Genomic DNA, 18,175 nt, shown 5'->3' with positions numbered 1-18,175 from the left:
ATGTAATTAAATTAGGAATTTATAATAAAAGGTGTTTACATTACTTATTCGTAATGGTATTATCAATTTGTAAGTTAATTCAAACATACAAAGGGGTAATCAAACATGGGTAAAGTAATCACAGTAGCAATGCACAAAGGCGGCGTAGGAAAGACGACACTACTTTCTAACATCGTAGGTTCGATTCGTAAGAACAAGCCGGAAGCTAAGGTTTTAATCATCGACACGGACGGACAAGGTAACGCCTTAATGTCATTCGGACTTTCCCCGGCGGATTGCGATACAGGACTTCACAACGTAATCTTAGACAACGAACCGTTGGAAGAATGTATCTATACTATTGAAGACAATCTTCATATCATTCCTTCTACGGAAGCTATGGACTTTATCGAAGTAGACGTTTTGTTAGACGACAAGTTGAAAGACAATGCGTTCGGACTTCTCGACAAAGCTATTGTAGAACTAAAAGAGAATTACGACTACATCTTCATTGATACGCCGCCGTCAATCAGTATTGTAACGGGTAACGCTTTGAAGGTATCAGACGAAGTTATCATTCCTTTCCAACCGGAAACATACGGCGTAAGTGGTGTTGAAAAGATTGTCGCTACAATTGACAACTTGAACGAATCACTAGGAAGCAAGATTCACGTACTCGGTATTGTTGGAATGATGGTTGACCGCCGCACGGATCTTCACAAGATTCTTTTACAGGACGCTAAGGCGTATTCTAAATCAGTCGGTATTCCTATGTTCGATACAGTCATTCCTAAATCAATCAAGTTTGCCAACGCTACGGCGTATGAAGGTGTTCCGGCTACGTTGCAAAAAGGTAGACGACATGAGATTGTAGAACATTATCACACACTCACGGAAGAGTTATTAGAGAAATTGGAAGCGAGGGGTTAAGATGTCAAAACGACAGTTAGACAAATTATCGAAGTTCAGTCAGAAACCGAAGGCGGAAGAATCTAAGGACACTACTATTGTAGAACCTACTGAAACTACTAATGAGGTTACTAATGAAGAATCTAGTGAGGTTACAACACCGGTAGGGGAAGAAACAGATTTTGCGGCAGAACTAGCCGGGGTTGTCGCTTCCTTCCACGAAGAACAGGCGAAGAAAGAATTGAAGTCGGAAGTGATGGGTAACTATACGTTGGTTATCCGTCACGACACGATGGATAGACTAGACAATCTAGCAGAACACTATCCACGGGGCTTTAAATCAGAGTTGGTGAACAAGGCACTTGAAGCGTTCATCGACTTGTACGAGAAGAAGCCGTTACCGGAAAAACGAAATAAACGTAAACGCTAAAGATGAAGGCGAAGACTTTAAACGGTCTTCGTCTTTTTTTGTGTCACAAGATCCATTGAAGTTCCCAACAGTAAGTGAAAGCAGTACAACAACAAATTACAGGGGGCTATTCAATGCACAAGAAGCTACAAAAGCAATTGAACCAAGCGACGTTACGCAGTAAGCAAGCGTCGGAAGTATTCGAATCAATGAAGAAAACACTTATTTCACAGAACGATGAAATCGCTAAAGCTATCGACGAAGCAGATTCAGAAATCATTCGACTTAACGAATTTAAAGAAGGTGCTTTGTCACAACACAAAGAAAATTCACGTCTTCTTGATGGTATTGCGGAGATCACGGGGGCTAACTAATGAAACCAAAGTTAGTTGTAAATTCCGGCGGAATGTTTAGCGGAAAATCAACCGAACTTCTACGGCAGGGGCAACGGCACTTGTATAAAAAACAACGTGTCGTCTACCTACGCCCGGAATCAGATAATCGCTATTCGGATTCTGAAATCGTCACACACGACGGCAGAAGCGTTCCGGCGGTTACGGTTGGAGATACATTCTTATTTAGCGAATCGTTCATTGATGAATACGACGTTTTCTTATTCGACGAAGTTCAATTCTATCTTCACCACACAATGAGGGCTATTCAACGAATCCTAGATAGTGGGAAGGTTGTCTATTGTTCCGGTCTTGATATGGATTATCGGGGCATACCGTTTGAGAATACGGCAATGCTTATGGCACAGGCAGACGAGGTGAACAAGCTACGTGCAGTATGTTCCGGTTGTGGGGCAGACGCTACGTTTTCATATCGTAATAAATCACTAGGAACAGAAACGGTATTACTCGGTTCGGAAGAAGCATACAAACCACTTTGCCGTTCATGTTACCAACAGGAAGGACGTAAACAATGAATCTATATGACTTAGAAGGCGAACGACGTTCCCTTATCTTCCAACTAGGGCAAGCCGTGGAAGGTGAAATGCACAACACCGTTATTTACCTTGCCGGGCGTCTAGTACAAATCGAAGAAATCATTCGAACAAAACAAGAACGAACTACATTCTAAAAACACTTAAAGGCGGTAACAATTATGTGGGATAACGATCTAAAAGAAAAGTTAATCAATTCTGAAATGCAACGTGCTAAGGAAATCAAATATAGCCGTGAACTTCAAGAAACAATTGAAAATCTTCGTAAATACAATCGTGAAATCTACGAAAAATTGGAACGAACACAAGAACGTTATATAGAACTTTCAAAGAGTAAAGAAAAGTTGCGTGAGTATAACAAAACAACTCAACACAACAATGAAGTTCTTCGTAAACAAAATGCCAACTTGAAGGCGGAACTTGAAGAAACAACACAATGCTTAGATATGGCAACCGGATCACTTGATTATATTAGACCTAAGATTGAAGAGTATGAACGCAGAATCAAGGATTTGACACTTGAAAATGAACGCCTTCTAAAGCAAAAAGAATCAATGTCAAACTTGATTAGTTACGCACAAGCAGAAAATTCACAAAAGCTTATTGCGGAAAATAAACGAATTACTCAAATGCACGAAGCCGCTATGAAGGTAATTGAAGAACAAGATTCAACTATCGAAAAACTTTCTAACGGTTGTTTAAATGCTATGGACGTAATCAAACAACAAGATTCGGACATTGATTTGATGAAACGTCAAATTAAGATTCTTAGAGAAGATAAATATGAAGCCCGTGACAAGGCGGAAACGTGGAAACAACGTGCCGCACACAAGGATTCACTTAATTCACATCTACACAGTGTAACCCGTGAATTACGTGAAGAGATTAAACACTTGCGTCAGAAGAAAGCTAAACGATTTTTAGGATTGTAAATCACACACAAATGAAATGAGGAAAGGGAAGTGGAGAAAATTATTACGATAGGCGGAATGATTGGACTAGGAAAGACGAGTGTAAGCGAACTATTAGGACGAGAACTTAACCTTCCCGTCTATTACGAATCAGTAGACGACAACCCCGTGTTAGCACGATTCTATACGGCTAGTGTGGAAGAACAGGAAGCAGAACGACTTCCGTTCCTACTTCAATTGTACTTCTTAGGTACACGCTTCAAATCAATCAAACAGAACATTCATGAGAAGCAAGGGATTCTTGACCGTTCGATCTTCGAAGACGTTTACTTTGCGAAACGTAATGCGGAGTTCGGGAAACTTAAAGGGGAAAACCGTATTTCTGATATGGAACTTCAAATCTATCTTCAATTGTTTGATGAAATGATGAAGGAAACGGAAGACTATTCGACGGCACACGGAACGAAAGCACCGGATTTGATGGTATACCTTAAAGCGTCATTCGAAACGGTCTTAGAACGTATCGGAAAGCGTGGGCGTGACTTCGAACAGGACGAAGCATTAGTTGAATATTACCGCTTCTTGTGGGAAGGGTACGACGAGTGGATTCACAAACACTACAAAGCAAGTAACGTCTTGATTGTCGATATGGATAACGTGGACGTGGTGAACAACCCGGAAGACGCTAAACGCTTAACAGAAGCCGTGAAAAGTATCTTAGAACAACAGGGGGAAAAATAATGACAATCTTATATGGTATTTTGGGAATCGTGGCGTTCTTAGGACTTGCGTTCCTTCTATCAAATGACAAAAAGAACATCAACTTTAAAGCAGTTGGGGTAATGCTAGGGCTTCAAGTCGCTACGACGTTGTTCCTTCTCAAAACATCAATCGGTATGAAAGTCATCGAAGCAGTAGCCGGGGCAATTGCTAAGGCAATGTCTTACGGTATGGACGGGGTAAACTTCGTTGTCGGTGGATTCGCATTTGTAGAAGGCGGTTCGGTGTTCTTCATCAACGTTCTTCTTATCATCGTCTTCACATCGACGTTACTTTCTATCCTAACGTACATCGGCGTTTTGCCGCTTCTCATTAAGTATCTAGGCGGATTCCTTTCTAAAGTGACGGGGCTTCCTAAGATCGAAACATTTAACGCCGCTAACTCGGTGTTCTTCGGACAATCAGAAGCATTGCTTGCCGTCAAATCACACTTGCCTAAACTCAACAACAACCGTATGTTCATCATTTCTACATCGGCTATGGCTAGTGTATCGGCTTCAATCATCGGTGCTTACATGACAATGTTAGAACCTAAATACGTTCTTGTTGCGATGATTCTTAATATGTTTAACGGGCTTATCATCGGTTCAATTATCGCCCCTGTTAAATCAGACAAAGAAGACGAAGAGATTGATATTAAATCAGTTCGTAAACAAGCCGGAACATCATTGTTCGACGCAATCGGTAACGGTGCTTTGGACGGCGGTAAAGTCGCACTTATCGTAGGTGCTATGCTTGTTGCCTTCATCGGTCTTGTGTCTATGGTCAATGCGGCGTTCATGGGTATGTTCGGAATCTCATTCCAAGAAGTATTAGGATTCGTATTCGCACCGATTGCTTTCTTGATGGGCGTACCTACGGGGGATCTTCTTACAGTTGGTAACTTGATGGGTACGAAACTTGTTGCTAACGAATTTGTAGCAATGCTTGACCTTCTCAACGTACAAGGAAACTTGACAGAAAAAGGACTTGCGATTGTTTCAGTATTCCTTACTAGCTTTGCGGCAGTCGGTTCAATCGGAATCATTTCCGGTACGGTTGCGGCAATCAACAAAGCGAAAGCACAAGTAGTAGCTTCATTCGGATTGAAAATGCTTCTTGCGGCTACATTGGTTTCATTGGTATCTGCTACGGTTGTAGGTATCTTCATCTAATAAAACTACTAATGGGGAATCCTTATGGATTCCTCTTTTTATTTGTAATGTAATTAGTAATGTATAATTTATTGATTTATCTTGTCACATCTAACACGGATCTTCCCAACAGTAAGTACAAAGGAAGAAAGGGGCTAAACAATGCGAGGTTATGACGAATGGAAACTTCGTGATGGTCACGAAACAAAAAAGAAATTAATCACTTATTGCGGCTTGTGTGAACAAGAACTGTATGAAGGTGATGACGCCGTTAATGACGGTGACGTTACGTTCTGTAACGACGATTGTTTTAAACAATATTACAACCATGTAGAGGTGACATTATGAAGAAGTTAATCATTGCCGGTGCGTTATCGGTTAGTATGTTGGGCTTAGGCGGTTGTGCCGCTTTGGATTCGACGGTTAAAACGCTTGAATCAGATACAAAGGGATTAGATCGTGTTGTTACTGTATATAGCAAGACAGGGGAAGTTCTTCACACATATGAAGGGATTATCCGCACCCGTGATAGTGGTTCATCAAATGCAGTAGTTTTCGAAGTTGATGGTAAGCGAATCAGTATCTACAATGCAGACGTTGTAGTAGAGGAACGATAACATGAACGCTAGTGTGCGTGAAGTATTAGATGAACTAATGACAAGCTATCAAAATATGCGGCGTGAGGGCGAAACGGATATGCGTTCGGTCATCATGCTATTAGATTGTGCGATTGATGAAATTGAAATGTTAGGGGCGGTGTCCGATGAATACAAATAATCAACAGTTGTATGAAACGGTGCGTGAACTAGGTGAAGATCTTCAATCACGTAAAGTAACGTTCGCACAAGCCGGACGTTGGTTCGATAAGAACGTAGAACAAATTCTAAATGCAATGGAATCCGGGTATCAAGAAGGATTTGACGACGGGTTCGACGTTGCAAAACAAATCTATTCGGAGTGGGATTGAATATGCTAACACACAAACAATTAGAACAACTATATATTGAACATGGTCTTGAATTAGAAGACGGAACGGAATACACCGTCATTGAAAAAGGTGATTGGGTTTCAGAACACAAATCAGAATCAATGGAATTGATCTTCACAGACGGTACGAAAACATACCGTGGGTTCATTGGTCGTAGTGGTTCATACTTTACGGAATACACATATGATTCCGACATTTACGGCGACGATTTAGCAGACATTGACGAAGTAGTTAAAGCAACAAAAGAAGTTGAATATTGGAAGGTGGTATAACTATGTTTACAATTATTGATTTTGAAACAACCGGACTTGACGCAAAAGAAGAACAGGTTATTGAAGTAGGGGCTATGAAGCTTGATAGCAAGTTCCGTGAAGTCGGTCGTATCAACTTCCTTGTACAGTTGGCAAAGGGGCGTAAGCTTAAACCTTTCATTACAGAACTTACAGGAATCACGGAAGCAGATTTAGTGAACGGCGTATCTTCGGAACGTGCGGCACTAGGGATCTTGCGTTCGTTCATCGGTAAAGACGTAATCGTAGCACAGTTCGCTTCATTCGATTTGTCGTACTTGTGGCGTGATGAAGAAATGGATAACCCGTTCATTTGTACACGTTCTATGTCACACGCACTAGACCCGAAAGAAAAGGCGTCACTTGTGAATCTAGTAGAACGGTATGGGGTTAAGACCGGGGAAGCACACCGGGCTATGTCAGACGTTGAAATGACCGCAGAAGTATTCCAAAAGATGGTGCTTCGTTTGTTCGTAGAAGGACAGATTGAAAGCATTGAAGATATTTATAACGTCATGGTTGAACATGAACGTGGATTACCGTTCGTACCGAAATCAGCGAACGTTGTAACAATGGACGAAATCGAAATGAACCGGGGGAACAAATAATATGAAAATCAAATTCGAAGGCACACAAACGGTAGAACAACTAGGACACAACACTAAAGAAATCGTTGAAGGCGTCTTAGGTAAAATGGGCGTTGAGGAAACACCGAAAATTTCACGGGTGATTGTACAACTTGCGTTCGATACAGAACAGGGTGAACAATACCTTGTCACGGAACATGATGAAATGCTTCAAATGACGGCAGATCTTAATGAACATGGTTTCGTCGATTCTACGAAGGATAACCAAGACGAACCGACGGAAGATAAACGCCTATGGTCGCACGATAAGCTTATGGGGTTAGAACCGACACCGACACCAACGGAAGCAATTCCTTCAATGTACTTTGACGAGGAACTAGAGTTTATCGAAGAGTTTCCTATCAATTCTTCACTAACTCAAAAAGTGTTCGCAATCAAAGGTGAAGAAGAAAAGCTTGTCCGTTACGTCAACACAGAACTTGACGTGATTGTTGCAGAAGAAATTGTCGCACCAAAAGACGGTGAAGCTTAATGCGTGGATTACTAGCCGGGTTGACCTTAGTAGCCGCCGTAATCGGTATGTTCGTATTAGGTATTGGAATTTCATTAGTATTGTGGTATCTAATTACATTACTAATTATTAATGTAATGCAGTTGCTATCTTTAGACGCTTCATTACTCGCAGACAACCAAGCAATGATTGTAGTATCATTGACAATTGCCGGTATTCTTCTTCGTGGAATTACTAAGCGATAAAAGAAAGTAGGGAATTTTCCCTACTTTTTTCTTGTAATAGGGTTGTAATATCTAACCTAATGGGTTATTATTAAAAATGTAGCAAGCAAACATTTACAGTAATGCGGAAGGGGTAATTACATAATGAAAAAATTCTTTAAGTTCATCTTAATGTCTTTGGGGGCGTTAGTTCTTCTAATTATCGCCGTTGCAATCTTCGCCGGCGGTGGGGAAGAGGAAAAAGCAGTCGAGAAGGTGGGCGGTAACAACACAGAAGAAACCGCTTCTACGGAAGAGGAAGCACCGGCAGAAGACGAGATCTTCAAAGTTGGTGATTCAGTAAAAGTTGAAGGTGTTGTAGTCACTGTTCAAAAAGCAGAATACATTCCGGCAAGCGAGTATTCAGCACCGGAAAAAGGTAAAGTGCTTCAATTGACAGTAAACGCCGTGAACGAATCGGATAGCGAAATCTACTTCGATAGTTCTTCATTCAATTTGTACGATTCAGAGGGTAATTCATTAGAACAATACTTTGGTATCGACGGAATGGACGTTAGCGGCGACGTTGATAAAGGACGTAAGATTACGGGAACGATCACTTACGATGTACCGGAAGCTACGAACTACGAATTGATTTACAAACCTACGTTCTCATGGAAAGACACAAAAGTTACATTTGACATTCAACCACAATAAGGAAGAGGGCTAACGCCTTCTTCTTTTTTTGTGTTCTTTTTTGAATATTAGGAATCAAATTTAGACAAAATAAAAAGCCCCGGTAAGGGCTTAATCATTCGAAGATAACATTTCAATGCGATCTTGTTTTTGTGATGGTGTCATCATGTTTGGAAACTCTTCTTCTTCCTTTTTCCACGCCTTAACCTGTTCTTCATCGAAAGAAATTTCAATTAGTTCCGACAAATCAGTGATTCGTAACGCCGCCATTATTACGGCTAAGTGGAACAAGTTGATTGAATGTTTCTTCGCTTTTCCTATCTCACTAATCGTTGCTAAACGAAGCCCCGTCATTTGATGTAATTCAAGTGGTGTAACACCCTTCTTCGCTAGAATGTCATTCAGATTAATAGACATTTCGCATGGATACTTTTCTAAAACTTTCATTGGTAATTCAGAAGTAGCAATTCGATCTAAATAAACTTTTGCCATTATTAAAACCCCTCTTCGCTTTTATAGGTTAATTACATAATACACATATCCGTAAACCGTGTCAAATACACAATGTCACAAACGCCTTTCCGCTTCCCAACAGTAAGTAAGAAGCGATTGAAAGGATTGAATCACAATGAATGAAATTAAAGTGGCAATCGTCGGAAAGATCCGTGCCGGTAAAGACACGGTGGGCGATGTATTCAAAGAAACACAACGTTGTAAGCAATTAGCGTTTGCAGACGCAATTGGTGACGTAATCGAAACTTACTTCCCGGAAGCCGCTAAGTTAGGCAAGCCCCGGAAGCACTATCAAACAATCGGACAAACGTTCCGTTCGCTTGATTCGGGCGTATGGGTCAAACAACTTCATAAGGCATATGTACAAGCAAAGCTAGAAGGACATATGAACTTCGTTGTAACGGACTTACGACAGATGAACGAATATGACTACTTGAAGGGTCATGGATTCCACATTATTAAAGTCGTCGCAGATGACGAAGTACGAATCGAACGTATGCGGAAATCCGGTGATGTATTCAACGAAGAAGATCTTCTTCACTCGACAGAAGCACACGTTGACGCAATGCCTTGTGATTACGTGATTACGAACAACACGTCACTTAAAGATTTATATATCCAAGTACAGAAAATCGTGAACGACATTAAGGGGGTTAGTAAATGATGAAACATTTAGAATCACGTCAAATTGAAAACTATGATTATATCCGTGCGGCACAAAGCTTACAGGATTCATTGTTCTATCAACAACAACGGCAGGAACAAGTATGTAATGTTGGTTCGGACGGAATGGTAACGATTGAAATGCAACAAATGAAAATGACTTGCCACATTTCAGACTTACCGGAATTACTAACCACGTTTACGAAGGTGTCTATGTAATGGGTGCGGTGGCAGTTGACGTTCACGCAAAAGAACGGGCGTTAGAACAACGCTTCGACATTTACACAGAAGATGGGATTGCAGAACTTCTTACTTCGGTACATGAGGTTGGGGAACGCCGCTTCTTCGAAGGTGATTACGGGGCGTGTGATTTACTTGTCGATTTGAATAAAGCTTTTCAAGAAATTGAAATGACGGATAAACAGAAATATTGTATTTACTTCTACTACATCAAAGATATGAACCAAGCAGACGTTGTTAAGAACTTACGTAAGGTAGGAATCACGCTTTCACAACAGGGCGTAAGTATTAATCTTCGTAACGTTCATCAAAAGCTTGCAGAATACTTCAAACGGGGGAACGTTACAAATGACTAATGAAGAGTTGGAACAGAAGGTTAAGGATCTCGAAAAAGAAGCAAAAAACATGACGCCGGAAGAACGTAATGATTCAGTGTCTACTATTACAGAAGACTATTACAAAGCACGGGGCAAAATGCCTAACACCGGTTATTTAACACGGTTGTCTAACGTCATTCTAATTGACGAACTTTCAGACAGAACACCGGACAAGATTACAAAGAACGAATATCCGTTTCTATCGGAACGACAGGAAGAAAAGCGTGTGAAGCGTGAATTGTCGTTAGAAGATGACACGATCAATTTTCTAAATATGAAGGAACGTAAGAAAATGCCTTCCGCATTTAAGAAGCGAACACGCAATAAGGAAGATTAAGAAAGGGCGATACTATCAAAACACTAATAGCGATAACGGTAATTTTGGGGCAACTTGTGCCGGTGAAAATCAACGCACCGGAAGCAAGCCCCGACTACTTACCGTTCCAAGAAGAAATAGGACGTATTGAAGTAGAAGAGGGAATCGAAGTCATTGTAGAAGATAACAAGATTGTTGTTCGAAAAGAGGAAGAACCGGTTGTAGAGGAAGAGGAAGAAGAACCGCTTCCCGAACCGGAAGAACCGAAAGTAGTTCCGCTTCCTGCTTCAAATGAAGAAGCAGAAGTTGTTCCTATCCCGAACGCAACAGAAGAACCGGAAGTAGTTCCGCTTGATGAAGTGGAAGAAGATCCGGTAGAAGAGAAGCCCGAACCGGTAAAAGAAGAATCGGGCAATTGGATTGATTACGAGTTCACGCATTACACGGCGACGTGTGAGGGTTGTAGTGGAATCACCGCTACGGGCTATGACGTTCGTAACACGGCTTTCTATAATGGTATGCGAGTTATTGCCGTCAATCCGGCTATTATTCCGTATAACACGGTTGTAAAGCTTCGTTATCCGAACGGAACGGAAGAAACGGCAATTGCTTTAGACACCGGTGGGGCAATCCGGGCTAGAAGTAACTTAATTGATGTATTGGTATCAACTAGAGAAGAAGCACTTTCTAAAGGACGAGTACACGGACAAATTCAAATCATGGGGGCTAACTAATATGAAAACTTATCTTGCGGCAGGATTCTTTAACGAACGTCAACTAGCAGACGTGAAGGCAGTAGAAGCGATTCTTGAAGAAAACGGAATGGATTACTTTTCACCACGACAACATCAATTCGAAGAACTAGAATTTGGTTCGCTTGAATGGAGATATGCGACATTTGATAATGACGTTGAACATATCCGTGAAGCAGACGTAATGGTTGCTATCATTGATGAAGCATACGACAGTGGTACAGTTTGGGAAATTGGATATGCGTACAGTATCGGCGTACCGATTATCCTTGTAGACGTGACGGGATCAAACAAAGCGAACCTAATGCTTACAGAATCAGTAACGGCATATCTACACGGATTAGCAGAACTTTCATTGTACGACTTTAGCAAACGCCACGCAGTACAATTTGAAGGAGAAGTTATTTAAAATACTTCTTGCAATTACGCATTACCGGATATATAATAAACTCATAAGGTGATAAATTCACTTTGTTCATGTGTTTTGTGCCGGAACATAAAACTATGAACCACATAAGGCGTTTAACGATTACCCCGTTTCGCCTAGTGTATCTTTAGGAAAGGTGAAGTGTAGTGGCTTCACCTTTTTCTTTTGTCTAAATTATACTATTTACAGTAATGCGTTTATTTGATAGAATAGACGTATCAACACATAGGGGGCTTCAATCATGGAGAACACACAATACGAATTAGAGTTTGTACTAACTAACGGCGAAACAGTGGCGACAACAACGGAAGCAGATTCTTACGAAGACGCCGTTAGCTTCATTCAGCAAAAAATGTCTAACTACCTTCTTATTGATTTAGGCGGAATCATCTTACTAAAAGATCACATTGTAGCAATCCGTGTCTATGAATTAGACGAAGACGGGGAACGAGTTTATCCAACAGATGAAGATGAAGAATGAACGGGCTTAACCGCCTGTTTTTCTTTATTTAAAAGTTGAAGATTATTTTTCAAATAGTATTGACGTATTACCGTAAATAGTGTAATATTATAAATGTAAGAGGGAAACACGAACCGCTTACAAAATACACTAAGGAACGGGGTAATCAAATTGGCAAAGAAGAACAACAAGAAGAAGGGCAATCAAAAATGGGGCGTCATGACGTGGAAGGAATTGAAGCGTTACGCAGAAGACCACGGTTGGTATCATGACCGCACACGGGGCGATGACTTCATCATGAAGCACCCGGAACTAAAGGGGCTAATCACTGTAACGTATGGTAAGACTTACGTTAGGGCGTTGCTTCTCGATAACATCAAAGCCGTACATAACGGTGGGCGTACAGGACGTAGAACACACTAAGGAACGGGGCGGAAACGCCCCTTTTCTTATGCAATTTATTAATCACATTCCCTTGTGTTTGTTATTTTTATCCTAGTTCCTTCATATAATATGTACTAAATCACACACCCTTGTGATTAATAAAAAGATCGAACGTGTCACAATCTAAAACCGCTTTCCCAACAGTAAGTATAAAAGGGAAAAGGGGTTATTTGATATGTACTATCGAAAACGGACTGTTACCATAACCGACACTAAGACAAACAAACTATTAGAACAAGATGACGTGTACTTACCGAACCTATCAAGCATTATCGGCTTTCTTCGTGGTTCATGGAATCTCAACACGTATAACGATTGCTTCGGCGGAAAGAATCGAATTGGTGACGTTGACGGAAGTATTGAAGTTGACGGAAAACATTTGATGATCGAATTTAAGAAGTCACCGGAAGCGATGAATATAGGGCAAACGTTGAAAGCGTTGCGACTTGCTAAGTATTCCAACACACCTACATTATTCGTATTCGGTGCAACTGATAAACCGACGCACCGCCTTTATATCACGAAGGAACATACGGAAGGCGTTATGCCTAAATTGGTTGAAACCGATGAAGACGAGTTGAAGGCGTTCTTCCAACGTTGGTACACGGAAGCGAAACTAAAGAACCGGATTGACCGAGAAGAGTTGAATAAAGATATGCAGATAGCGAATAAGATTACGGGGGAATTGTCATAATGGAAAATCACGTATTCGGTGTTCAATACATCGTGCCTAACGAACCTACAAATGTACCACAACAGGAATTGATGAAGTTTGCACGAAAACGACTTATTGAATCGTTGAAGCAGTCGATCAATGAGAAGGTGACAATCACGGAAGCGGAAACGCATTTAGGCACGGAACTGAAAGCGGAAGTCGTCGTTCTTTCCTTAGAAGAGTATGAACATATGAAACGACAAATAGATGAATTTAATCTAAAGACAATTGCTTCTATACTCATTTAAACGAATCCGGGTTGAATAAGGATTTTCAAGAAGCATTGCGTATTACCGTAAGTAATTGTATATTGAATGTAGTAAGAAACAATTACATGAAATGGGGTAATTAAGCATGACACCAACACTATTAAAGAAACTCTTTGAAGACCCGGAATTTTATAAGTACGCACTTGAAAAGATCGACGGTAAGTTAGTTCTTAGTGAGTTAGAACCGTGGGAAGAATCGGACAAGTTTTCTATGACCGGCACACTAAAAGAACTTTCTTCACACGTCAAAGAAATTATGCACACGGAAACAATCGTATATGACCAAACACAAGAAGCGGCTTATCTTATCTATAAAGGTGAAGCATATCTTGTTCCCGGAACTTACGAACGATACCCGGAACAGGAAGTTTGCGAAGCGTGGGCGTTGCGAGATTTAGAGAAATGAGGGGTTTCCGCCCCTCTTAATTTTTATTGAATTATTGAATATTATTTTTCAAATAGTGTTGACGTATTACCGTAAATGGTGTATTATTATAAATGTAGACGGGGTTACAACACACCGGCTAACAATACACTACAAAGGGGTAATCAATCATGACAAACTTACAAAACGCACTTAACAAAGAGGGCTTCACATTCGCCGCTAAGGAATTTAACATTCCTGCTAAGTTCTTCGATAAAGTCGAAGATATGTACTTAGAAGGTGATGACGAAGAAGAAGCGGCGGTCTTCACGATCCGCAACGGTGAACATTCTATCTCATTCTCGAAATTCTTCGAAGGTGAGTTCGCAATGTTCGACGGCGAATCTTCTTCTTACTCTTCTAAGAAGTCACTAGCACGTAAGGCGTTAAACGCTTTGCTAGAAGGTGACTTCGAGAAGTTCGAAGAATTAATGTAAGAGGGGCGGCGAAAGCCGCTTCCTTACTTTTATCAGATACCAACACTAAAGGGGAAAATCAAAATGACTAAATTCAATAAATACGACGTGTTAGGCAAGCCGCTTCCGATTATTAGCGTAGGAGAAACGGACGAAGGATTCATTGTAATTGAACAAGACGAAGACGACGATACAGGCAACATTATGGGCGTTCTTGATACATTGGAAGAAATGGTTGAGTTCGTCAAGCAAGGTTATAAATCAGACACAATGGTTATGGATCGTAGCGAGATTGCAACCTACGTCATTCACAATCACGAAGCGTATCTAATTTCACACCGTGAAGAAGGTATTAATCAATTTGTAATTGACGCATGGGAACTTCACGACTTAGAGGGAAACAAGCTTTAATTTGAAATAACCTTATCCAACACCAACAAACGCAAAGGGGCTTTTATTATGAAACAAACTTACCGATTCCGGGGCGGTTATTATAACGTTCCCCAACCACTACTACAATTGATTGTAGGCAGACCGTATGAAGCGGAAATTGCGAAAGATACGGCAGTCATTAAAGCCGGTTCAAATATTGTAATCTCGCTTGACGACTTCAAGAAGTATTTTGCGACAGAAGACGATTATTTACGCCGGACAATCGAACCTAGTTACATTACCGAACCTATCGTTAAAATGACGAAGAAAAAGGCGGCTTCTAACGAATCGACACGTACAACCATTCATAAAGTTGAAACTCAACGCAATACAGAAGGCAGGATTTCAACCGAAATTGACGAATTACAACAAATGACCCTGTTTTAACTAGAAAGGCGGCTATTCATTTAGTCGTCTTTTTAATGTCAGTGAACATGACAAATTTGTTAGAAAAGTTTAATGTCATATCTACTTGTAAAGATCCCTTTCAGTTAGCTTATTTACTGTAAACATAACAGTTACTTAAACGTATATCTAAACTTAATATATAATCCCCTACCGTTAAGAACGTCCACTTAACTATCCCTAACGTTCCTTAACGATTCCTAAACTCACTAACGTAATTGACGTAATAAGCGTTAAATATAAACGTTATGTTTAATCGTTAATGAATAGTTATGGATATAAGGGGATCTTTTTTTATGCCTATTTTTACACATTCCCTTGTGATTAATAACGGGTTATTTGACGTTAAATATAGGGGTTATTTTATAGGGTATATGACATTACGTTAAGGACTGTTATTTACGTTATATTATTGTAATAAAAGTACATTAGTAATTAGTGTTGAATCGCTTTGTTAATATGATCCGTGCGTTAGGTACTGTATATTAGCGAAGACTAAAAAATTTTAAAGGAAGGTGTCACAAACTACCATGAAACGAGGATTAAGCACGACGCAGAAAAAAGTATGTTTAGAGTTGGTGCAACAAGATATTACAGGGAAGAGTATTGCGGACATTGCAGAAGAGTACGGCGTTAATGAACGCACTATTTACCGGTGGAAGAATGATGTAGAGTTTGCACGGGAATTAGAGAAGCAGACAGACATTGCTATGAAGGCGTTCTATGCAGAATCTACACATAAGCTTAAATCCCTTGTACGACACGGCAATAGTGAACAAGCAGTATTAGGGGCTATTAAGTTAGTCATGCAATCACAAGGCAAGCTACGTGACGTTACGGAGATTGACGCAACAGTGAAGCAGGACATTAAGAACGCAGGACTTACTAAGGAAGACTTGGACGCATTAGAAGACTTACTGAAATGATCGAATACTCTTGACGTTATGAATCCATTGTGATTTGTAGCGTCTTTTTTATTTGTCTACACATTCCCTAAAACATTGGTTAAAGGGAAGATTGAACAGGGAAATTAGAACCGCATAGCATAGCCGTTTATTTTTCCCTTAAACCCTTCCCAAAAGTAAACGGGAATTTAGGGCAGATTTCTTTAAATTGTCAGAATCTTTTGTACAATCAGACCCCGGTACAGGGGGAAGGGGGTAGCACCCCACCACACACAAGCCCCGAAATAAATTTGTGTCGGTTAAAATCCATACCGGAAATTATTCCCAACGAAAAGGACGGTAAAATAAAATGAAAAATATTATTCAAAAAGTATTGACGTATTACCGTAATTACTGTAATATATTAATTGTAAGGCAGTCACTTACAACCACTACAAATTACAAGAAACGGGGTAATCAGAAATGACACAATTTGAATCACGCAACGGACGGACAATCACAGAGGGGCAACGGGTTAAGGTTTACCGGAATCTTCATAACGGTAAGTTCTCCATACAGGACGCTAAGACAGGGTTGGTTCTCGGATATTCGGACAAGGTGAAGTTGACAGACGTTAAATTTAAAGTCAACGAAGCAGGACGCCGCCGGGTCATACAGGAACAACGGAAAAACGTCCACGCCTTCTTAGTCGGAAACTTCGCAGGACACGACACGGAAGAACGTAGCGAACCGATTTACTACAATCCTTACAAGGTATCGAAGTTCACCAAGCCGGACGGCAACGCAATAGAGGAAGCCGGGCAAGCGGTACTAGACGAAGGAAGAATATACGCATGACGGAAGGGGGCTAACGCCCCTTTCTTTTTTTGTCTGAAATGATCGAGTCCTTTCCGATATGTCAAGGGATATTTTCAATAAAATAAATTGAATATTATTTTTCAAATATGCTTGACGTATTACCGTAAATGATGTACCATTATAAATGTAGAAGGGGTTAGCAAACGCCGCTACAAATACACTAAAGTAAAAGGGGTAATCAAGCATGACAAAGACATTCAAGGTAGAACTTACGGCAGGTAACACGGTAGAGGTTGAACCGGTATTGAAGGTATGTGTAAATGGGAATTGGTCATATGAGTTCTTCACACAACCGATTGCAGACGTGGACGGGCAGGAATACGACACATTCCGAGTGTTCGACAACGGACAAGTAAGCGGCACACTTTCAGAATCATATTACGTATACGATGAAATCTCACACGAATTTGTAGACAGTGACAAGCTTTATCGTGAAGCGGTTGAACGTGATGACGAGTTCGAAGACCATACAGAATTTGCACTTGCAGAGTTTGCAAGCGAAGAGGATTGACCGGAAGGGGGCTGACGCCCCTTTCTTTTTTTGCGTTCCCCTCGATCCCTTCGCAGTCTAGTTTGTCAAGGGATTTCAACTAAAAAAGAAATTGAAAAATATTATTCAAATATGCTTGACGTATTACCGTAAAGGGTGTAATATAATAGATGTAAGGCAGTTACTTACACCACTACAAAACAACGAAACGGGGTAATCAGAAATGTTCAACATTTACGTAACAAACTTAGCGAAATACAATCAAGGAATCTCTTCCGGGAAGTGGTTAGAACTTCCGATGGACGAAGACGAACTTCAAATGGAATTGAAATTGATTCTAGGCGAAGATGAAGAATATGCGATTCACGATTATGAAGCACCGTTCCACATCGGGGAATATGAAAGCATTTCACGAATCAACGAGATTGCGGAAGAGGTTGAGAGAAGCGGCGTTGATTCGGAAGTATTGGACGCAATCGCCGGGGCGTTAGGGTCAATCTTCGACGCAATCGAAACGGTGAATAACGGTGATTATCACATTTGGGAAGCGGAAAGCATGGAAGAGGTAGCACGGCAACATTACGAAGAAACCGGAATGGTGCGAGAGATTGAAGAGAAGCTTCCCCACCTTGTGAACCACATCGACTATGAATCAATCGGGCAAGAAATGGATTCAGTCGGAACATATATCGAGTTCGGTAAGAAAATCATTCAAATCAATAACTAA

Annotated in this window: 36 protein-coding genes; 35 read left to right on the top strand and 1 reads right to left on the bottom strand. The window is 40.6% G+C overall.

All coding sequences use genetic code 11. The features are described 5' to 3' along the window. The first annotated feature begins 105 nt into the window (after positions 1 to 105). The 17 genes from KNO75_RS13950 to KNO75_RS13870 all read left to right on the top strand — a co-directional run bounded on the left by KNO75_RS13950 (position 106) and on the right by KNO75_RS13870 (position 8,363). Positions 106 to 909 carry a ParA family protein gene (locus tag KNO75_RS13950; RefSeq protein WP_214796520.1) on the top strand — a complete coding sequence of 268 codons (804 nt, stop codon included), beginning with the start codon at positions 106 to 108 and terminating at the stop codon, positions 907 to 909. A gap of 1 nt (position 910) precedes the next feature. Then, a complete protein-coding gene (locus KNO75_RS13945) occupies positions 911 to 1,318 on the top strand; it encodes a hypothetical protein (RefSeq protein WP_214796518.1) in 408 nt (135 codons plus the stop codon). Between the two features lie 113 nt (positions 1,319 to 1,431). Next, complete coding sequence (locus KNO75_RS13940; protein WP_214796516.1) at positions 1,432 to 1,671, top strand: hypothetical protein; 240 nt, start codon at positions 1,432 to 1,434, stop codon at positions 1,669 to 1,671. Continuing rightward, positions 1,671 to 2,225, top strand: coding sequence for a thymidine kinase (locus tag KNO75_RS13935; RefSeq protein WP_214796514.1), 555 nt, complete (start codon positions 1,671 to 1,673; stop codon positions 2,223 to 2,225). The genes KNO75_RS13940 and KNO75_RS13935 overlap by 1 nt, the downstream gene beginning before the upstream one ends. Further along, complete coding sequence (locus KNO75_RS13930; protein ID WP_214796512.1) at positions 2,222 to 2,380, top strand: hypothetical protein; 159 nt, start codon at positions 2,222 to 2,224, stop codon at positions 2,378 to 2,380. The genes KNO75_RS13935 and KNO75_RS13930 overlap by 4 nt, the downstream gene beginning before the upstream one ends. A gap of 24 nt (positions 2,381 to 2,404) precedes the next feature. Further along, complete coding sequence (locus tag KNO75_RS13925) at positions 2,405 to 3,175, top strand: coiled-coil domain-containing protein (protein WP_214796510.1); 771 nt, start codon at positions 2,405 to 2,407, stop codon at positions 3,173 to 3,175. Positions 3,176 to 3,205: 30 nt separating this feature from the next. Next, positions 3,206 to 3,895 (top strand): deoxynucleoside kinase, encoded by a 690-nt coding sequence (locus tag KNO75_RS13920; protein ID WP_353047466.1) that lies wholly within the window; start codon positions 3,206 to 3,208, stop codon positions 3,893 to 3,895. Further along, positions 3,895 to 5,088 carry a NupC/NupG family nucleoside CNT transporter gene (locus KNO75_RS13915; protein WP_214796507.1) on the top strand — a complete coding sequence of 398 codons (1,194 nt, stop codon included), beginning with the start codon at positions 3,895 to 3,897 and terminating at the stop codon, positions 5,086 to 5,088. The genes KNO75_RS13920 and KNO75_RS13915 overlap by 1 nt, the downstream gene beginning before the upstream one ends. A 141-nt stretch (positions 5,089 to 5,229) precedes the next feature. Beyond that, the gene (locus KNO75_RS13910; protein WP_214796506.1) at positions 5,230 to 5,415 is read left to right on the top strand and encodes a hypothetical protein; all 186 of its coding nucleotides are present in this window, start codon (positions 5,230 to 5,232) and stop codon (positions 5,413 to 5,415) included. Then, positions 5,412 to 5,684 carry a DUF5052 family protein gene (locus KNO75_RS13905; protein ID WP_214796505.1) on the top strand — a complete coding sequence of 91 codons (273 nt, stop codon included), beginning with the start codon at positions 5,412 to 5,414 and terminating at the stop codon, positions 5,682 to 5,684. Before KNO75_RS13910 ends, KNO75_RS13905 begins: the two co-directional genes overlap by 4 nt. Position 5,685: 1 nt before the next feature. Next, positions 5,686 to 5,844 (top strand): hypothetical protein, encoded by a 159-nt coding sequence (locus tag KNO75_RS13900; protein WP_214796504.1) that lies wholly within the window; start codon positions 5,686 to 5,688, stop codon positions 5,842 to 5,844. Beyond that, positions 5,831 to 6,034: a hypothetical protein gene (locus tag KNO75_RS13895; protein WP_214796503.1), complete on the top strand. Its 204-nt coding sequence runs from the start codon at positions 5,831 to 5,833 to the stop codon at positions 6,032 to 6,034. The genes KNO75_RS13900 and KNO75_RS13895 overlap by 14 nt, the downstream gene beginning before the upstream one ends. A gap of 2 nt (positions 6,035 to 6,036) precedes the next feature. Next, positions 6,037 to 6,327, top strand: coding sequence for a hypothetical protein (locus KNO75_RS13890; protein WP_214796502.1), 291 nt, complete (start codon positions 6,037 to 6,039; stop codon positions 6,325 to 6,327). 2 nt (positions 6,328 to 6,329) lie between these two features. Then, entirely contained in the window at positions 6,330 to 6,953 is a 624-nt protein-coding gene (locus KNO75_RS13885) for a 3'-5' exonuclease (protein ID WP_214796501.1), read from the top strand. 1 nt (position 6,954) lies between these two features. After that, the gene (locus tag KNO75_RS13880; RefSeq protein ID WP_214796500.1) at positions 6,955 to 7,464 is read left to right on the top strand and encodes a hypothetical protein; all 510 of its coding nucleotides are present in this window, start codon (positions 6,955 to 6,957) and stop codon (positions 7,462 to 7,464) included. Beyond that, on the top strand, positions 7,464 to 7,688 hold the full coding sequence (locus KNO75_RS13875) for a hypothetical protein (protein WP_214822413.1): 225 nt from the start codon (positions 7,464 to 7,466) through the stop codon (positions 7,686 to 7,688). Before KNO75_RS13880 ends, KNO75_RS13875 begins: the two co-directional genes overlap by 1 nt. A gap of 123 nt (positions 7,689 to 7,811) precedes the next feature. Next, a complete protein-coding gene (locus tag KNO75_RS13870; RefSeq protein ID WP_214796499.1) occupies positions 7,812 to 8,363 on the top strand; it encodes a DUF4352 domain-containing protein in 552 nt (183 codons plus the stop codon). Between the two features lie 90 nt (positions 8,364 to 8,453). Here KNO75_RS13870 and KNO75_RS13865 read toward each other — a convergent pair whose 3' ends face one another. Next, positions 8,454 to 8,834 (bottom strand): helix-turn-helix domain-containing protein, encoded by a 381-nt coding sequence (locus KNO75_RS13865; protein WP_214796498.1) that lies wholly within the window; start codon positions 8,832 to 8,834, stop codon positions 8,454 to 8,456. A 136-nt stretch (positions 8,835 to 8,970) separates the two neighbouring features. Between KNO75_RS13865 and KNO75_RS13860 the strand changes: the two genes are divergently transcribed. From KNO75_RS13860 to KNO75_RS13775, 18 genes are all read left to right on the top strand, one after another. Beyond that, a complete protein-coding gene (locus KNO75_RS13860; protein WP_214796497.1) occupies positions 8,971 to 9,519 on the top strand; it encodes a deoxynucleotide monophosphate kinase family protein in 549 nt (182 codons plus the stop codon). Then, the gene (locus tag KNO75_RS13855) at positions 9,516 to 9,737 is read left to right on the top strand and encodes a hypothetical protein (RefSeq protein ID WP_214796496.1); all 222 of its coding nucleotides are present in this window, start codon (positions 9,516 to 9,518) and stop codon (positions 9,735 to 9,737) included. Before KNO75_RS13860 ends, KNO75_RS13855 begins: the two co-directional genes overlap by 4 nt. Next, complete coding sequence (locus KNO75_RS13850; protein WP_214796495.1) at positions 9,737 to 10,114, top strand: hypothetical protein; 378 nt, start codon at positions 9,737 to 9,739, stop codon at positions 10,112 to 10,114. The genes KNO75_RS13855 and KNO75_RS13850 overlap by 1 nt, the downstream gene beginning before the upstream one ends. Continuing rightward, positions 10,107 to 10,472, top strand: a complete 366-nt coding sequence (locus tag KNO75_RS13845; RefSeq protein WP_214796494.1) for a hypothetical protein — start codon at positions 10,107 to 10,109, stop codon at positions 10,470 to 10,472. The genes KNO75_RS13850 and KNO75_RS13845 overlap by 8 nt, the downstream gene beginning before the upstream one ends. Positions 10,473 to 10,534: 62 nt before the next feature. After that, positions 10,535 to 11,185: a 3D domain-containing protein gene (locus tag KNO75_RS15155; RefSeq protein WP_214796493.1), complete on the top strand. Its 651-nt coding sequence runs from the start codon at positions 10,535 to 10,537 to the stop codon at positions 11,183 to 11,185. A 1-nt stretch (position 11,186) separates the two neighbouring features. Further along, positions 11,187 to 11,612 carry a nucleoside 2-deoxyribosyltransferase gene (locus tag KNO75_RS13835; protein ID WP_214796492.1) on the top strand — a complete coding sequence of 142 codons (426 nt, stop codon included), beginning with the start codon at positions 11,187 to 11,189 and terminating at the stop codon, positions 11,610 to 11,612. Positions 11,613 to 11,871: 259 nt separating this feature from the next. Continuing rightward, entirely contained in the window at positions 11,872 to 12,111 is a 240-nt protein-coding gene (locus KNO75_RS13830) for a hypothetical protein (RefSeq protein ID WP_214796490.1), read from the top strand. Positions 12,112 to 12,261: 150 nt separating this feature from the next. Beyond that, complete coding sequence (locus KNO75_RS13825) at positions 12,262 to 12,513, top strand: type II toxin-antitoxin system HicA family toxin (RefSeq protein ID WP_214796488.1); 252 nt, start codon at positions 12,262 to 12,264, stop codon at positions 12,511 to 12,513. Positions 12,514 to 12,709: 196 nt separating this feature from the next. After that, on the top strand, positions 12,710 to 13,228 hold the full coding sequence (locus KNO75_RS13820; protein ID WP_214796486.1) for a hypothetical protein: 519 nt from the start codon (positions 12,710 to 12,712) through the stop codon (positions 13,226 to 13,228). After that, the gene (locus KNO75_RS13815) at positions 13,228 to 13,497 is read left to right on the top strand and encodes a hypothetical protein (RefSeq protein WP_214796484.1); all 270 of its coding nucleotides are present in this window, start codon (positions 13,228 to 13,230) and stop codon (positions 13,495 to 13,497) included. Before KNO75_RS13820 ends, KNO75_RS13815 begins: the two co-directional genes overlap by 1 nt. Positions 13,498 to 13,603: 106 nt before the next feature. Next, a complete protein-coding gene (locus KNO75_RS13810; protein WP_214796482.1) occupies positions 13,604 to 13,924 on the top strand; it encodes a hypothetical protein in 321 nt (106 codons plus the stop codon). Positions 13,925 to 14,073: 149 nt separating this feature from the next. After that, entirely contained in the window at positions 14,074 to 14,379 is a 306-nt protein-coding gene (locus KNO75_RS13805; protein WP_214796480.1) for a hypothetical protein, read from the top strand. A 63-nt stretch (positions 14,380 to 14,442) separates the two neighbouring features. Continuing rightward, positions 14,443 to 14,769 carry a hypothetical protein gene (locus KNO75_RS13800; RefSeq protein WP_214796478.1) on the top strand — a complete coding sequence of 109 codons (327 nt, stop codon included), beginning with the start codon at positions 14,443 to 14,445 and terminating at the stop codon, positions 14,767 to 14,769. A 48-nt stretch (positions 14,770 to 14,817) separates the two neighbouring features. Further along, the gene (locus KNO75_RS13795) at positions 14,818 to 15,177 is read left to right on the top strand and encodes a hypothetical protein (protein WP_214796476.1); all 360 of its coding nucleotides are present in this window, start codon (positions 14,818 to 14,820) and stop codon (positions 15,175 to 15,177) included. Between the two features lie 548 nt (positions 15,178 to 15,725). Continuing rightward, on the top strand, positions 15,726 to 16,121 hold the full coding sequence (locus tag KNO75_RS13790) for a phBC6A51 family helix-turn-helix protein (protein WP_214796474.1): 396 nt from the start codon (positions 15,726 to 15,728) through the stop codon (positions 16,119 to 16,121). A 441-nt stretch (positions 16,122 to 16,562) separates the two neighbouring features. Beyond that, positions 16,563 to 16,937: a hypothetical protein gene (locus KNO75_RS13785; protein WP_214796620.1), complete on the top strand. Its 375-nt coding sequence runs from the start codon at positions 16,563 to 16,565 to the stop codon at positions 16,935 to 16,937. Between the two features lie 205 nt (positions 16,938 to 17,142). Further along, the gene (locus KNO75_RS13780; RefSeq protein WP_214796618.1) at positions 17,143 to 17,469 is read left to right on the top strand and encodes a hypothetical protein; all 327 of its coding nucleotides are present in this window, start codon (positions 17,143 to 17,145) and stop codon (positions 17,467 to 17,469) included. Between the two features lie 202 nt (positions 17,470 to 17,671). After that, positions 17,672 to 18,175, top strand: coding sequence for an antirestriction protein ArdA (locus tag KNO75_RS13775; protein ID WP_214796616.1), 504 nt, complete (start codon positions 17,672 to 17,674; stop codon positions 18,173 to 18,175).

It is taken from the genome of Exiguobacterium sp. s35 (assembly GCF_018617535.1).
Lineage (GTDB): Bacteria > Bacillota > Bacilli > Exiguobacteriales > Exiguobacteriaceae > Exiguobacterium > Exiguobacterium aestuarii.
Note: the sequence above shows the minus strand (reverse complement) of the source record. Positions and strands in the feature narration are given on the sequence as shown.

Excerpts from the sequence above, each read along its gene's own strand:
- KNO75_RS13950 (WP_214796520.1), top strand. The coding sequence starts at position 106 with ATGGGTAAAGTAATCACAGTAGCAATGCACAAAGGCGGCGTAGGAAAG.
- KNO75_RS13945 (WP_214796518.1), top strand. The coding sequence starts at position 911 with ATGTCAAAACGACAGTTAGACAAATTATCGAAGTTCAGTCAGAAACCG.
- KNO75_RS13940 (WP_214796516.1), top strand. The coding sequence starts at position 1,432 with ATGCACAAGAAGCTACAAAAGCAATTGAACCAAGCGACGTTACGCAGT.
- KNO75_RS13935 (WP_214796514.1), top strand. The coding sequence starts at position 1,671 with ATGAAACCAAAGTTAGTTGTAAATTCCGGCGGAATGTTTAGCGGAAAA.
- KNO75_RS13930 (WP_214796512.1), top strand. The coding sequence starts at position 2,222 with ATGAATCTATATGACTTAGAAGGCGAACGACGTTCCCTTATCTTCCAA.
- KNO75_RS13925 (WP_214796510.1), top strand. The coding sequence starts at position 2,405 with ATGTGGGATAACGATCTAAAAGAAAAGTTAATCAATTCTGAAATGCAA.
- KNO75_RS13915 (WP_214796507.1), top strand. The coding sequence starts at position 3,895 with ATGACAATCTTATATGGTATTTTGGGAATCGTGGCGTTCTTAGGACTT.
- KNO75_RS13910 (WP_214796506.1), top strand. The coding sequence starts at position 5,230 with ATGCGAGGTTATGACGAATGGAAACTTCGTGATGGTCACGAAACAAAA.
- KNO75_RS13905 (WP_214796505.1), top strand. The coding sequence starts at position 5,412 with ATGAAGAAGTTAATCATTGCCGGTGCGTTATCGGTTAGTATGTTGGGC.
- KNO75_RS13900 (WP_214796504.1), top strand. The coding sequence starts at position 5,686 with ATGAACGCTAGTGTGCGTGAAGTATTAGATGAACTAATGACAAGCTAT.
- KNO75_RS13895 (WP_214796503.1), top strand. The coding sequence starts at position 5,831 with ATGAATACAAATAATCAACAGTTGTATGAAACGGTGCGTGAACTAGGT.
- KNO75_RS13890 (WP_214796502.1), top strand. The coding sequence starts at position 6,037 with ATGCTAACACACAAACAATTAGAACAACTATATATTGAACATGGTCTT.
- KNO75_RS13885 (WP_214796501.1), top strand. The coding sequence starts at position 6,330 with ATGTTTACAATTATTGATTTTGAAACAACCGGACTTGACGCAAAAGAA.
- KNO75_RS13880 (WP_214796500.1), top strand. The coding sequence starts at position 6,955 with ATGAAAATCAAATTCGAAGGCACACAAACGGTAGAACAACTAGGACAC.
- KNO75_RS13875 (WP_214822413.1), top strand. The coding sequence starts at position 7,464 with ATGCGTGGATTACTAGCCGGGTTGACCTTAGTAGCCGCCGTAATCGGT.
- KNO75_RS13870 (WP_214796499.1), top strand. The coding sequence starts at position 7,812 with ATGAAAAAATTCTTTAAGTTCATCTTAATGTCTTTGGGGGCGTTAGTT.
- KNO75_RS13865 (WP_214796498.1), bottom strand. The coding sequence starts at position 8,834 with ATGGCAAAAGTTTATTTAGATCGAATTGCTACTTCTGAATTACCAATG.
- KNO75_RS13860 (WP_214796497.1), top strand. The coding sequence starts at position 8,971 with ATGAATGAAATTAAAGTGGCAATCGTCGGAAAGATCCGTGCCGGTAAA.
- KNO75_RS13855 (WP_214796496.1), top strand. The coding sequence starts at position 9,516 with ATGATGAAACATTTAGAATCACGTCAAATTGAAAACTATGATTATATC.
- KNO75_RS13850 (WP_214796495.1), top strand. The coding sequence starts at position 9,737 with ATGGGTGCGGTGGCAGTTGACGTTCACGCAAAAGAACGGGCGTTAGAA.
- KNO75_RS13845 (WP_214796494.1), top strand. The coding sequence starts at position 10,107 with ATGACTAATGAAGAGTTGGAACAGAAGGTTAAGGATCTCGAAAAAGAA.
- KNO75_RS13835 (WP_214796492.1), top strand. The coding sequence starts at position 11,187 with ATGAAAACTTATCTTGCGGCAGGATTCTTTAACGAACGTCAACTAGCA.
- KNO75_RS13830 (WP_214796490.1), top strand. The coding sequence starts at position 11,872 with ATGGAGAACACACAATACGAATTAGAGTTTGTACTAACTAACGGCGAA.
- KNO75_RS13820 (WP_214796486.1), top strand. The coding sequence starts at position 12,710 with ATGTACTATCGAAAACGGACTGTTACCATAACCGACACTAAGACAAAC.
- KNO75_RS13815 (WP_214796484.1), top strand. The coding sequence starts at position 13,228 with ATGGAAAATCACGTATTCGGTGTTCAATACATCGTGCCTAACGAACCT.
- KNO75_RS13810 (WP_214796482.1), top strand. The coding sequence starts at position 13,604 with ATGACACCAACACTATTAAAGAAACTCTTTGAAGACCCGGAATTTTAT.
- KNO75_RS13805 (WP_214796480.1), top strand. The coding sequence starts at position 14,074 with ATGACAAACTTACAAAACGCACTTAACAAAGAGGGCTTCACATTCGCC.
- KNO75_RS13800 (WP_214796478.1), top strand. The coding sequence starts at position 14,443 with ATGACTAAATTCAATAAATACGACGTGTTAGGCAAGCCGCTTCCGATT.
- KNO75_RS13795 (WP_214796476.1), top strand. The coding sequence starts at position 14,818 with ATGAAACAAACTTACCGATTCCGGGGCGGTTATTATAACGTTCCCCAA.
- KNO75_RS13790 (WP_214796474.1), top strand. The coding sequence starts at position 15,726 with ATGAAACGAGGATTAAGCACGACGCAGAAAAAAGTATGTTTAGAGTTG.
- KNO75_RS13785 (WP_214796620.1), top strand. The coding sequence starts at position 16,563 with ATGACACAATTTGAATCACGCAACGGACGGACAATCACAGAGGGGCAA.
- KNO75_RS13780 (WP_214796618.1), top strand. The coding sequence starts at position 17,143 with ATGACAAAGACATTCAAGGTAGAACTTACGGCAGGTAACACGGTAGAG.
- KNO75_RS13775 (WP_214796616.1), top strand. The coding sequence starts at position 17,672 with ATGTTCAACATTTACGTAACAAACTTAGCGAAATACAATCAAGGAATC.